The following is a 12,103-nucleotide window of genomic DNA, read 5'->3' on the forward strand; positions in this document are numbered from 1 at the left end:
CATCGTCCGACGAACGCTTCGCCGTTGTTCCCTCGCCTCGGCCAGACCAGGCTAAAGAGCATGACCAAGATCAACCATGTGGCGACGGCCACTCGGCCCCGGTGGACGGGGGTCGGCGCGGTGGCCGGCGCCGTCTTCGCCGTGGTGACCACGGAGATGCTGCCGGTCGGGCTGCTCACCACGATCGGTGCCAGCCTGGACAGCAGCGCCGGCATGGTCGGATTGACCATGACGGTACCCGGCCTGGTCGCGGCGGCCGTGGCGCCACTGGTGCCGCTGGTGGCCGGGGCGATGGACCGTCGGCGACTGCTGGTCGCGCTCGGCATGCTGCTCGCCGCCGCGAACATCGCCTCGGCGACGGTCAACCACATCGCGCCGCTGGTGGCGTTCCGTCTCCTCGTGGGCGTCTGCATAGGGGGTATCTGGTCGGTGGCCGGCGGGCTCGCCGTCCGCCTGGTGCCGGCCCGCTCGGTCGGCACCGCCACGTCGATCATCTTCAGCGGCGTCGCCGTTGCGTCGGTGCTCGGCGTGCCGTCCGGGGCCCTGCTCGGCGATCTCGTCGGCTGGCGGGCGGCGTTCCTGGCCGCAGGCGGACTGTCGCTGGCGGTGACCTGGCTGCTGGCCACCGCGCTGCCGCCAATGCCAGTACAGGAACCGGCGCGCCTGCGGGCGATGCGGGCACTGCTCGGTGACCGCCTGGTGCGTACCGGGCTGGTCGCTGTCACGGCTGTGATCGTCGGGCACTTCGCTGCCTACACGTACGTCCGGCCGGTGCTCGAGCGGCTCGGCGGCGTCCCGGCCGGGCTCGTCGGCGCGCTGTTGCTCACGTACGGCCTCGCGGGGGTGGTCGGCACCTTCGTCAGCGGCGCGTTCGCCGGCCGCGCCCCGCACCGCACGATGCTGGCCGTCGTAGCGGCGCTCAGCACCGCCATGCTCGCGGCGCCGCTGCTCGCGGCCGCAGGGATGCCCGGCGCCGTCACGGCCATGCTGGCCTGGGGAATCGCGTACGGCGGGGTCTCCGTCACCGGTCAGAACTGGCTGCTGCGGGCGGCGCCGGGGGCCGCGGAGCCGGTGACGGCGCTTTTCGTGGCCGCGTTCAACCTGGCCATCGCCGGCGGGGCGCTACTCGGCGGTCGGGTCGTTGATGCGGCCGGCCCGGCCGCCGCAGCGATGGTCGGCGGTGGACTGGTGCTGATCGGGCTCGCCGTTCTGGCCACCGGGGCCCGGTCCCGCCGCGCGCATGGCTTGGACCGCCCAACGTTTCCCGCTGAGGCGCAGCCATAGGGAAGCCAGGCCGACCGAAGGCGGGCACGCCCTGCTCCCAATTGAAGGGGCAACAGCGCGAGAGCCCGTTACCGGTGGTTCCGGTGACGGGCTCATTGCCTGCAAATACTTACAGTGGACGATACTGGGATCGAACCAGTGACCTCTTCGGTGTGAACTCTCGGCGAGCGGGTCGGGTCGGGCTTAATGCGAGGTCAATGGGACTGCTGAGGCGCTTCTCGGCCCAGTTCGGCTGGCACCGTTGCTGTACTTCGCTGCTGTACTGCTGGCATCAAATCAGCCGCTGGACGCGGACCTTGGGGCGCTCGTTCCGCAGGTGGCCTTGCTTGTGCTGGCGGACCTGCTCGTTCCAGACCTCCTGGTCGTAGTCCGGGTTTGGCGGGATCCACTTGTGGGAGCCATCGCTGTAGTGGAACTTCTCGTCGCCGGGCCGCAGGATGCTCACCGCAGCCAGCCGAGGAAGCGTTGGTGCAGCACCCCCGCCGGCACCCAGCTCAGGTCTTCGGAGGCGCGCACCAGTTGAGCCCCCAGGTAGAGAGCCAGGGAAATCGGAGCGCCGTCGAACTCCGCGCGCAGCTCTCGCTGCCGGGTACGGCAGGGCCACGGCGCGTCGCAGCCGCCGCAGCTCCAGATAGGTAACACCGGGCCGTGCGTGGTCATGCGCGGCCCCCGAGCAGCGCCGCCGTCAGGGACCGCGCCTGCCGGCTGGTCGCCCAGTCCACCTGCCAGCACGGGTACGGCGTGAGCCGCGACCACCACGCCCGACAACCGCTACACAGGCCGTCCGTCCCTGGCAGATGTGTGACCAGGATCCGCTCCGTCTCGTTGCTCATTGCTTCTCCTGGGCGGGCCAGTGCTTCCGGTTGATCGGGATGCGGTGTCGGTTACGGCAGGGCAGGTCGACCCCACAGCGACAGACCCACGCCCACCTGCGCCACGACCATGCCGGGCGGTGTCGCCGCGCCAGGGTCATCACGACGGCGATCAGGTAATGGTCGTAGGACACTCGGCGCCACGGTGGCGTCCTCTCCCGCATCACTGCTTCCCTCCGCCGGGCAGCGCTCCATGACCGACCCCGAAACCACGGGACCGGCTCTGGAACGTTCGGTAATTGCGACGCTACGATCACGGGGACGGCGGTTGGACTCACCCGTAGTACGAGTGAGCAGGCCAAACGGCCTTCCGCAGCATTGGTTTCACGGCGGGAACGTCGACCACCGGTCAATATAGGGATGACGGATGGCAGGTCGCGGACGATCGGCACTACAGCGCGGCGGGGTGACCGGCTACCTGTTCAAGCTGATCCGGGAATCCATCCCGCTGACGCAGGAGCAGCTCGCCGTGGGCCTGGGCGTCGACCGCGTGACCGTGCAGAGCTGGGAATCCGGGCGGCGGTCATTCACCGCGGTGCCGCTCGGGCAAGCAATCGCCGTCCGGCACCGGCTCAGACGGCTCGGCGCGAACGCAGTCCTGCTCGCCGCACTCGACGACGCCGCCGAGGCAGACTTCATCCTCGCCGCAGTCCTCGACGAACAGGTGGACCGCTGCGACATCGCCGAACAGCCGCTGGCTTGGTCAGTACTCACCCACCGCCTGACCGATCTGATCCTCTGGGCCGTCCTCGGACAGACACCCACCTTCGCCAGAGGGCTACCCGTCGCCCATCCCCGGCGGGGTCCGGTCGCGCCCGGGCCGACCTTGCCCGTCGACGAGCAACGCGCGTTCTTCGCTCACCTTCACGTGCTCGCCGAACGCGCCGCAGCCGGACAGGATCGAAACGTGCTGCTGCACCGGCAAGCCTGCTTCCTCACCGGCATGGACCCCACCAGGTCAGCGGCAGGATGGCTCGCCCAGACCACCGCCCGCGCCCGCCGGGTGACCACCTTCCGCACCTGGTCACCGCTGTGGCCGGACGCCCGCTCCGTCGTCACGTCCCTCGCCAACCAGGGCGACCCAGAACCTTTGCGGGACTTCATCGCCCACGCACACCCGGACGACGCCTGCGAGCGAGCAGCCCTCAACTACTCGGCCTACTGGGTGGGCGAGATCCCGTACCGCCACCGCGACGACTCCTTCATGCCCGGGACGCTCGCGGACTGGCACGGCTCGATCCTTCTTCGGCACCTGGTTCAGCGCCTGGACACAGGACACCCCTTCGTCGACCTCAACATCCACAACGTCTGGGCTCTGCTGGCCGCACGACGCGGTCTCGCCCTCGACAACCCCACCGCGACTCGGGCACTCCTCGACCGCAGTGTCCCGCTCCTGGACAGTGACCAGATCTCCGCGCAGTCCCGGCAGGAACTAACCTCTATCGTCTACAGCCTGCGGGCGGACGGACTCACCGGCACAGGGACGGGCAGATGACCGACGACCACGACGCCGCTGGAGCGATGAGCTTCATATTCGAAGCCGGTGTCCTCAAACGCGCCGCCCGCACCGGCTGGTGGTTCGCCGGCGTCAAGCACCCCGAGTCGATCGCCGAACACTCGTTCCGGACCGCGCTCATCGGAATGGTGCTCGCCGCCATGGAAGGCGCGGATCCGGCCCGGGTGTCCATGCTCTGCGTCCTGCACGACACCCAGGAAACCCGGATCACCGACATCCCGCACATCGCCAAGCGCTACCTCACCGCCGCACCCAACACCGCCGTCACCGCCGACCAAGTCGCCACCTGTCCACCCGCAGTCGCCGACGTCATCATCGCCGCCGTCGCCGAATACGAAGCCGGCGAGACGCTCGAAGCCGTCGTCGCCCGCGACGCCGACAAGCTCGAATGCCTCGTCCAAGCCGTCGAGTACCGCCATCAGGGCATCGACAACGTCCAGCGCTGGATCGACAGCTCACGAGCCGCGCTCAAGACCGCGAGCGCCCACCGCCTCGCCGACGCCGCTCTCAGCGGACAACCCCTCGCCTGGCTCACCCCTCCCCCGCTGCCGGAGTAAGCCGAAGAAACATCCCTAGATCTACCGTCAAGGGCTCATGGCCCTTACCGGCCTTGACCCCTCGCTTCCAAGGCGCATCCGCCGGGAGCCGTGGCGTCCGCTGACGTTCAACGGTATTGGCCCGGAGGCGACATCCGTCCGCGCTGGTCCGGCCTCGGCCGCCCTCGTTGATGTCAACGGCTGATGTCAGGTCGCCGCTGCCGTCGGCCCTCACCGCCGCTACCCCCGCGCGCGCTAGGTCCGACCGCGCCAGGTCGTTGTAGACCTGTTCTAGAGTCCGGCCACGGATCGTCGACGGCCGAGCCGAAACCTCCTGCGGGTGTTCTCAGCGTTCGGTCTGGTCTTCGCGATCGTGCTCGCGGCGCTAGCCGATGGTGATCTCCCATGTCTTCAACATTCACGGCCGTCCAGTGATCGTGTCCGGGTGTTGTAGCCCGACCGAGCTGCGCCAAGGCGACATGGTAGAGGTTCTGTGTGACGGCCCCGTGGTGGCCACGACCCGCGCCTACGTTGAGCTGCACTCGCGTCCCGATACCACATCTCTCGTACTGCCTGACATGGCGGTATCTGACGTAGAGCCAGGCTATGTCCTTCGAGCGGCTGGGCACTGAGGTCGGCAGCGACAGCCACGCCGACCGCTTCGGTGCGAAGGAACTACCTGGCTAGCGGGGCCAGCGTCGAGATGGGCGGTGGGCTGAGGAAATCGTCGACCGGCGTCCGTGGTTGTCCGCCCGTGTGCTTGCCGGTCGCCACTCTGCTAGTCACCCAGGCCCTAGTTCTTGTTGCCCCCTGCTGACCGACTGAACGGGCACGTGTCGGGCACGCGACGGCCAACCGTGAGGTGCAGGCCTACTGTTGCCGCCGCGTTGTGGGGTCGCGCCGCAAGAGTTCGAGGAAGTAGGCGCAAGCCTCGCCCTCTGTCTGAAAGACTCGGAGGCCGTCCTTCATCCCGCGTAAATCACAGTAGTAAACCTCCCAACCCGCCGGGCCGACGTCAAGCACGTAGCGTTCGTTAGCTCCGAGGCCGCCGTACACCCGATAGCTGTCGGGGTTGAAGCCCTCACGCAGTAGGACGTTGGGCAAGTTTGTTAGCGTCACGTCGTCCACGAACTCATCATGCCCAATGACCGACTGGCCAGATAGTCGGGGCCTGCCCAGACCTCTTCGGTGTGAAAGAACGATCATTCCTTGGCGACCTGCCACTATATGGGCGCCGAGTTGCGGAAACCGTCCTTCGACGTCCGGGGCCGTCCACCACTGTTCGCACCCGTAGTCACTCACCTTGTCACCGAGTTGGGCAAGGGACCATGATCTTCGATCTGTCGGGCGGCTCAGCGAGAAGGGGACTCTGCCAGCCGAAGCTCGTAGAGCATCCGGGCCGCTGGTAGGAGAGACCCCGTGGTGGGGTGAGGGCGTCCCTACCGCAAATCTGGGGGCGTGCTGGCGTGCGCGAGCTACTCCCGCCCAAGATCATGGAGCCGACAAATCTCCTGCTCAGAGAGGGACCGGCCATGCCCACCCACGGTTCAGCCACCACCGCGACGCCCACCGCCATCGTCGCCCCGTCTCCTGCCACCGCCGACGCTCCTGCTTCTGTACGGACCGCGTCTGTCCTGTGGATGATCGCCATTGCGGCCGGCGTCTTCGAGACGGTGCTGGCCGTCGTCGGTCTGTTCGCTGAGGGGCCGGTCTCGCCGGCCGAGATCGTTGTCGGGGTGGGCGTGCGGCTCGTCGTCTTCGTCGTAGCCGGCTACCTCGCCGTACGGCTATCTCAGGGAAGGAACTGGGCTCGCTTGGCGCTTGCTCTGCTGCTGGGCGTGTTCGGCTCACTCTCCCTGCTGATCGACCCGATCCAGTGGCTGCTCGACGGCAACGAACTCAGCTCAGCCTTCGCGGACGTCACCCTGATGGAGCTGCTGTTCGCGACGAGCCGGATCGTGCACCTCGGCGCGGTCGGCGCCGCGATGGTGTCCATGTTCCGGCCCGGGGCGAACGTGTATTTCCGTGCCGTGACCCAATGACGTACCGCGAGTTCCGGGTTAACGAGCTGTTTGAGGCAGCGAGAAGGCAATAGGGACTCTAGCCAGTCAGGATCCGGACTCACCCACGCCCACCTGACAAGGCAAGGACTGCGAGGCACACCAAGCCCGCGAGTTCGCCGCTATCCCGATGCTCCTATGGAGGTCAAGGGGCGAGGGCGGCGAAGTCGGCTCGTAGGGCGGTGTAGACGTCGCGGACGATGTAGCGCTTGAGGCAGCGGAGGATCTCTTGCTTGCTGAGGCCTTCCGTGGTGCGTCGGTGCTGGTAGGCGCGGGTGCGTGGGTCGTAGCGCAGGCGGCAGAGGGCGATGGTGTGGAGGGCGTGGTTGGCGCCGCGGTCGCCTCCGCGGTGGAGGCGGTGGCGGCGCACTCGTCCGGAGCTGGCGGGGATGGGTGCTGCGCCGCAGAGGTGGGCCAGTGCTGCTTCCGAGCGCAGCCGGTCGGGGTTGTCGCCGGCGGTGGTGAGCAGTTGGGCGGCGACGTCGGTGCCGACGCCGAATAGGGCGCTGGTGCGTGGTGCTGCCTGGCGGACCAGCGGTGTCAGCTGTCGGTCGAGGGTGGTGATCTCCTCGGTCAGGGTGCTGACTCGTCGGGCGAGTCCGGCCAGCGCAGCAGTGGTGGCTTGTTCCGGGTCGTTGAGCCTGGTCGGGTCGACGGTCAGAGCGGTGCAGCGGCTGACCAGGACTGCGGCGCTGAGCTTTGTCAGCTGGGCTCGCAGACTTTCGGGGGCGGCGGTGACCAGGCCGCGCATCTGATTGATCGCAGCGGTGCGGGCCTTGACCGCCCCCTGGCGGGCCACTCGTAGGGCGCGGATGGCTTCCACGGCTCCGGTGCGGGTCTTCGGCGTGCCCATGGCGGTGCCGGCGAGAGTGGCCCGGGCAGCGGCGATGGCGTCGATGGGGTCGGACTTGCCCTTGGTCCGGCGGGTCCTGCGGTCAGGGCGGTCGACCTCAACGACGGTGACCTTGTGGCAGGCCAGGTGCCGGGCCAGGCCCGCCCCGTAGCTGCCGGTGCCCTCTACCCCGATCGCGACCAGGCGGCCGAAGGAGCGCATCCAGGCCAGCAAGTCCGCATAACCAGCGGCGGTGGCCGGGAACTCGTGGTCGGCCAGGAGCCCGCCGGTGCTGTCGATCACGGCGGCGTGGTGGGTATCGCGGTGGGTGTCGACACCACCGATGACCGATCGCTTCTTGGCTGCCATGCTGGTGAGGTCCGCCTTTCTCGTATGCGTCGAGAACACGTGGACACGTCACCGGTCAGGCGGTGCGGACAACACAGTGGTGGGCGCCTCTCGCACAGGCTCCTATCAGGTCACGACGCCTGACCGGTGACATGCAGCTGCCGGGGCCACCGGGCTGGCCGACGAATCGGGATGAGGACAGTATCCGTCGGTCTGCCGGTGAGTCAGACCAACCCGGCGACCCACCCCACCATCCTCACTGTCTGCCGCCGACCCGCCCTCCTGGGGAGCGGGCCGCCGCCCGGCCCGCCACGCCAAGCGGGCCTTGACGCTCGTACGGACGCTGGCGGGTCGGGCGGTGGTCTGCTCGGCTTACCCGGTCGCGGGGCGCGCGCCCAAGCGGCGGCGCGTGCGGCCCGTCAAGGGCCACCTTGGTAGATGTACAGAAAGTCCTCCCACACCGGCAGCCGGCCGGTCCGCCCTGGGCTGCGGGGTCACGACGGGTTGACGTGTCCGCACCCGGTGCTACTCTGCCGCTCGTCGAGCACGCTAGGCGCGGCCTTCCTGCCGGATCGCTGGACTCGACGTCGGAGATGCCGAGCGGGCCTTCCTGCCGCTGAGGCGGGCCACGTCCCGCCGGCTGTCGATCGCACCGGCCGCTGTGCCGGTCCCCTGAATCCGCTGAGCGGCCCAGTACGGCCTTCCCTGCCGTCCACGATGGCCTGGATTCGCCCACCTCCACGGTGGGGCAGCCTGCGGCAACCCACCGGATGCCGGCATTCCAGACTCCCCACCCGTGCCGTCCCACTCATCAGACCCATGAGCGCGAAAGGACATGGCCCATCGGCGGAACGTGGCACCACCACGACTCCGCCCTCCGGCGTCACCCGCCCTCCCGGCGGTGCCAGGAGACACGACGAACACCACCAGGTTTCTGGAGTCGTCTCCCGCGCGCCGGCGCCCGAGGAACCGAGGGCTGACGCCGGCACCCCTGAAGTAGGCCGCGCGAAACACCGACCGGATCGTGTGGAACCCGCCAACCCGCAAGACGGCGGTGCTCGATGCACATGACTGGCTGTTGCGGACCAGCCCATTGACAGGCTGCATGCGGCCGGGTTACCGACTGAGGAACCAGCCGGTCAGCGCAATGCAGACCACCATCGCCGGCAGCGGTAGGAAGTAGAACAGCGGATCGAAGTCGCCATTCGGGGTCGCTCCGCCGAGCGTGTGCCGGAGCAGTCCGAGCAGGGCGGCGCATGCCGCGAGGACGAGTTTCGCGACGCGAGGCCGCCATGTCGTGCGCCATGAGTCCGTTGTCCGAAGGATGAAGGTCAGCACGCTACCGGCTAGCCAGCCGATGACCAGGTATGGCAGTGGGTACCACCAGAGCGCGGATGGTTCCAGAACCAGGAACACCAGCGGAGTGACGATGTCGAGAGCCGCGTACAGCAGGCTGCTGTAGCCGATGGCACCCAGCCAAGTCTTAGGGTCCGGTAGCTGCACGATGACAACCATCGCGACATGATCTCAAATTTCAGCCGGGCGCCACCCCTTGAAGGAGAACTTGTTCTCGTAGAACCACTGGAGGTGCTTCAGCGCGGCCTGGTCGGCCTCGGAGAGGTCGCCGAGCTGGGCCGCCGCGAGGGTCCACAAATCTCGGCACCGCACCCACAAACCGCGGACCCATAAGACGCGCGAACCGCCTTACCGAATGCCGGTAATGCGGTTTTTCGTCGCGCACCATAATGCGCGACCTGTTGTGAGCCTTGCTGTGCTGCTTCAGAGCGAGTTCGTCCACCACGATCATCGGCACGAGGATGTGGATCGGGTCGTAGCGCGTTCCGAGCGCCGGGGCGAGGTCTAGCTCCTCCAGCTTCTGCGGATGGTGCAGGTGGACGTTGCTGTCGAGCACGACGGGACGCCCGGCCCTCTCGAACTGCTTCACCTGCGACTTGACCCCGGCATTGGCCTCCGTGAAGGCACTTATTCGTTCGTCCAGCTCCATTGCGAGGAGACCGTTGAGGACCCTCTCGGCGTCCAGTTGGTCCCCCTGCAGGGAGGCCGCGGTGGACAGGAGTAGCTGGTACCGGTCCGCCGGTGCAAGGCGGTCGAGGTCGGCAGCGCTGCCCTGATTTCGGAGCTGACGGCGTACCTCGTTGGCCCAATCGAGGTAGGAGAACACGGGACGCATCATCGGACGACTGGTTCCACCGCGAATGATCGTGGCGGTGTTGAGCAAGCTGGCGAGGGATGCGTGCAGGTTATTTCGGTCGACGCCGGGCAGCTGTCGGCCATCCGGCAGGCGCATCTGCTCAAGCCGCACGCCGCCGGGGAGCACCCGTCGTTGTCGACCCTGGCCGAGCTGTTCGAGGTGTCGCGGCAGACGGTGTACCCCCGGTGGTGTGGTTCAGATACTGAACCCATCCCGTGATGAGGTTCTGGGCAACCGATTCAGTCGGTCAATCCAACCGAAGTCGTGTAGCCAGGCGAAGCTGCGTTCGACGACCCAGCGGCGCCGGCCGAGGCCGGAGCCGTGTGGGTGACCGCGGCGGGCGATGACCGGGGTGATCCCTCGGGCGCGTAGGAGGTGGCGGTACTTGTCGTGGTCGTAGCCGCGGTCGGCGTAGATTCTGCGGGGCCTGCGGGCAGGCCGGCCGCGCCGGCCACGAATCGGTGGGATGGCGTCGATCAGCGGGATGAGCTGAGTGACGTCGTGCCGGTTCCCGCCGGTCAGCGTAACGGCCAGGGGTGCGCCGCCCGCGTCGGTGATCAGATGGTGTTTGCTGCCGGGCCGGCCGCGATCGACCGGGCTCGGCCCGACGTGGTCCCCCCTTTGAGGGCGCGCAGGTGGGAGGCGTCAACCACCGCGTAGGCCAGGTCGAGCGCTCCGACGGCACGCAGCTCGGCCAGGAGCACCTCGTGCAGACGTTGCCACACGCCCTGCTCCTGCCAGCGCGCCAGCCGCCGCCAGCACGTCGAGCCCGACACCCCGAACGCCGAGGTCGGCAACTGCTGCCACGGGATCCCGGTCCGCAGCACGAACAAGATCCCTGCCAGGGCAGCCCGGTCGTCACGGGCCAACCGTCCCGGGGAGCGGAACCGGCGGGTACGAGCCGGGATCAACGGCCCGAGCCGCTCCCACAACCCGTCAACGATCTCCCTCTCACGCACAGCCTATCGATCTACCGACAGCCGCGACCGTCCACAAGTGACACGCCGAACTCAAATTGAAACGGTCTCTAAGACGACGCTCCGCCGGTGGCCGCAGGCTGATGACCTGCGGCTTTCTTATCGTCCCCCGTTGCGTGCCGGTCGCTTCGCAGGCTCGCTGCGATCGCTTGCCGAAGATCAGCTGAAACGTTGTTGGCCTTGCGGGTCTAGCCCTGGGCCGGTGATGCCGTACTGGGCGAAGTCGTCGGGATCGAGCTGAGTGGCTTACCGAGGGCGTCGGCGAAGACGCGCCGGTCGATTCCCGGCTGTATCCGGTGACCCGCTGCAGATCCACCGGCCGCCAGCCGCCTGCGTGAAACTCCCGTAGCTGCTCGTCCCGCTCGGTAAACGATCGTATGCCCGGGCATGCGGGTTCTCCCGCACCGGCCAATCTGTGGCGCGCGGCAGTCGGAAGCTTGTTGAGCCGCAGTCACGGTCTGCCGGTGGGAAGGGCGGCGCCAGGCCCGGCTACGTCGTTTGCTGCGCCTTCGTGACGATTTGAACGAAGGCGTGTACCAGGGCCTTCTCTCCGCCTTTGCGCCACACCGGTGCGTAGTGCAGCACCGGTCCGTCGGTGATGGGCAGGAAGGTGATGTCCCGCCGTTGCCGGGTGGCTGCCACGTCCGATCCGATCGGGGACACGACGTTGCCCCCGGCGATCGCTCGGAAGGCCTCCTCGAGGGTGACGGTGCCCAGTCCGCGCCGGACGGGCCGGCCGGCCGGGGTGGTGGACGGGGTGTGCGCCTCCCACACGTAGTCGGGAATGGGTCCCTCGGGGTAGACCACCGGATGATCGCCGAGATCCTCCAGCTCGACGCTGCCCCGGCCGGCCAACGGATGACCGGCGGCCACCGCCAGCACCAGCTCCTCGCGATGCAGGACCGGCCCGACCGTGAGGTCGGGCTCGCGGATGGGCAGCCAGAGAATGCCGATGTCGACCGAACCGGCCCGCAGCGGCCCGAGCGGGTCGGCCGGCAGGATTTCGCGCAGGCGCAGCTCGCACTGCGGGTGCCGCTGCCGGAACAGGTCGAGGACGGCCTCGACCGACTGGTAGTGGGTGGCCATGGTGCCGACGGTCAGCGTGCCGGCCTGGCCGCGTGCGGTGGCGGCGGCCTCCTCGATGCCGGAGATGATCTCGCTGTAGCCGGCGCGGAGGCGGTCGCGTAACCGTTCGCCGAGCGGGGTGAGTCGAACGGCGCGGCTCGTACGCTCGAACAGGCCCCCGCCGATCCGGCGTTCCTGCTGTTTGATCGACTGACTGACCCGCGATTGGGACACGTGCAAACGCTCGGCCGTGCGACCGAAGTGAAGCTCTTCGGCCAGCGTCAGGAAGATCTCGATGTCGCGCAGTTCCACCAGACGGCCCTACCTTCGATCATTGCGGCCTGGAATTGGGCAGTCTACGGCTACGACGAGAACGGGCGGCATGAGCGTGGCTCGGACCC

11 protein-coding genes and 1 pseudogene are annotated in these 12,103 nt (G+C 68.2%); 4 read left to right on the forward strand and 8 right to left on the reverse strand.

Features of this window, described 5'->3' with window-relative positions:
* Positions 1 to 60: 60 nt before the first annotated feature.
* The gene (locus Q3W71_RS01145) at positions 61 to 1,284 is read left to right on the forward strand and encodes an MFS transporter (RefSeq protein ID WP_302917404.1); all 1,224 of its coding nucleotides are present in this window, start codon (positions 61 to 63) and stop codon (positions 1,282 to 1,284) included.
* Positions 1,285 to 1,555: 271 nt separating this feature from the next.
* Here Q3W71_RS01145 and Q3W71_RS01150 read toward each other — a convergent pair whose 3' ends face one another.
* Positions 1,556 to 1,729 carry a hypothetical protein gene (locus tag Q3W71_RS01150; RefSeq protein WP_302917405.1) on the reverse strand — a complete coding sequence of 58 codons (174 nt, stop codon included), beginning with the start codon at positions 1,727 to 1,729 and terminating at the stop codon, positions 1,556 to 1,558.
* A complete protein-coding gene (locus Q3W71_RS01155; RefSeq protein ID WP_302917406.1) occupies positions 1,726 to 1,944 on the reverse strand; it encodes a hypothetical protein in 219 nt (72 codons plus the stop codon). The genes Q3W71_RS01150 and Q3W71_RS01155 overlap by 4 nt, the downstream gene beginning before the upstream one ends.
* A gap of 579 nt (positions 1,945 to 2,523) precedes the next feature.
* On the opposite strand from Q3W71_RS01155, the gene Q3W71_RS01160 reads away from it, so the two are divergent.
* Both Q3W71_RS01160 and Q3W71_RS01165 read left to right on the forward strand, forming a co-directional pair.
* Positions 2,524 to 3,651: a DNA-binding transcriptional regulator gene (locus Q3W71_RS01160; protein WP_302917407.1), complete on the forward strand. Its 1,128-nt coding sequence runs from the start codon at positions 2,524 to 2,526 to the stop codon at positions 3,649 to 3,651.
* The gene (locus tag Q3W71_RS01165; protein ID WP_302917408.1) at positions 3,648 to 4,229 is read left to right on the forward strand and encodes an HD family hydrolase; all 582 of its coding nucleotides are present in this window, start codon (positions 3,648 to 3,650) and stop codon (positions 4,227 to 4,229) included. Before Q3W71_RS01160 ends, Q3W71_RS01165 begins: the two co-directional genes overlap by 4 nt.
* Before the next feature lie 849 nt (positions 4,230 to 5,078).
* Here the strand turns inward: Q3W71_RS01165 and Q3W71_RS01170 are convergent.
* A complete protein-coding gene (locus Q3W71_RS01170) occupies positions 5,079 to 5,336 on the reverse strand; it encodes a hypothetical protein (RefSeq protein WP_088995185.1) in 258 nt (85 codons plus the stop codon).
* A 338-nt stretch (positions 5,337 to 5,674) separates the two neighbouring features.
* On the opposite strand from Q3W71_RS01170, the gene Q3W71_RS01175 reads away from it, so the two are divergent.
* The gene (locus tag Q3W71_RS01175) at positions 5,675 to 6,250 is read left to right on the forward strand and encodes a hypothetical protein (protein ID WP_302917409.1); all 576 of its coding nucleotides are present in this window, start codon (positions 5,675 to 5,677) and stop codon (positions 6,248 to 6,250) included.
* A gap of 163 nt (positions 6,251 to 6,413) precedes the next feature.
* Here Q3W71_RS01175 and Q3W71_RS01180 read toward each other — a convergent pair whose 3' ends face one another.
* The 5 genes and pseudogenes from Q3W71_RS01180 to Q3W71_RS01200 all read right to left on the reverse strand — a co-directional run bounded on the left by Q3W71_RS01180 (position 6,414) and on the right by Q3W71_RS01200 (position 12,014).
* Positions 6,414 to 7,508, reverse strand: coding sequence for an IS110 family transposase (locus Q3W71_RS01180; RefSeq protein WP_302917410.1), 1,095 nt, complete (start codon positions 7,506 to 7,508; stop codon positions 6,414 to 6,416).
* Between the two features lie 1,056 nt (positions 7,509 to 8,564).
* Positions 8,565 to 8,963, reverse strand: coding sequence for a hypothetical protein (locus Q3W71_RS01185; RefSeq protein WP_302917411.1), 399 nt, complete (start codon positions 8,961 to 8,963; stop codon positions 8,565 to 8,567).
* 19 nt (positions 8,964 to 8,982) lie between these two features.
* On the reverse strand, positions 8,983 to 9,771 hold the full coding sequence (locus tag Q3W71_RS01190) for a PIN domain-containing protein (RefSeq protein WP_302917412.1): 789 nt from the start codon (positions 9,769 to 9,771) through the stop codon (positions 8,983 to 8,985).
* Positions 9,772 to 9,918: 147 nt separating this feature from the next.
* Positions 9,919 to 10,619: pseudogene (locus Q3W71_RS01195) on the reverse strand (IS5 family transposase); the annotation flags it as partial.
* Positions 10,620 to 11,126: 507 nt separating this feature from the next.
* Positions 11,127 to 12,014, reverse strand: a complete 888-nt coding sequence (locus Q3W71_RS01200; RefSeq protein WP_302917413.1) for a LysR family transcriptional regulator — start codon at positions 12,012 to 12,014, stop codon at positions 11,127 to 11,129.
* Positions 12,015 to 12,103: the final 89 nt, after the last annotated feature.

Origin of the sequence: Micromonospora sp. C28SCA-DRY-2 (assembly GCF_030519475.1) — a bacterium.
Taxonomy (GTDB): Bacteria; Actinomycetota; Actinomycetes; order Mycobacteriales; family Micromonosporaceae; genus Micromonospora.

What these genes read in the sequence shown, in the direction of transcription:
- Q3W71_RS01145 (WP_302917404.1), top strand. Translation starts at nt 61, where the DNA reads ATGACCAAGATCAACCATGTGGCGACGGCCACTCGGCCCCGGTGGACG.
- Q3W71_RS01155 (WP_302917406.1), bottom strand. Translation starts at nt 1,944, where the DNA reads ATGACCACGCACGGCCCGGTGTTACCTATCTGGAGCTGCGGCGGCTGC.
- Q3W71_RS01160 (WP_302917407.1), top strand. Translation starts at nt 2,524, where the DNA reads ATGGCAGGTCGCGGACGATCGGCACTACAGCGCGGCGGGGTGACCGGC.
- Q3W71_RS01165 (WP_302917408.1), top strand. Translation starts at nt 3,648, where the DNA reads ATGACCGACGACCACGACGCCGCTGGAGCGATGAGCTTCATATTCGAA.
- Q3W71_RS01185 (WP_302917411.1), bottom strand. Translation starts at nt 8,963, where the DNA reads ATGGTTGTCATCGTGCAGCTACCGGACCCTAAGACTTGGCTGGGTGCC.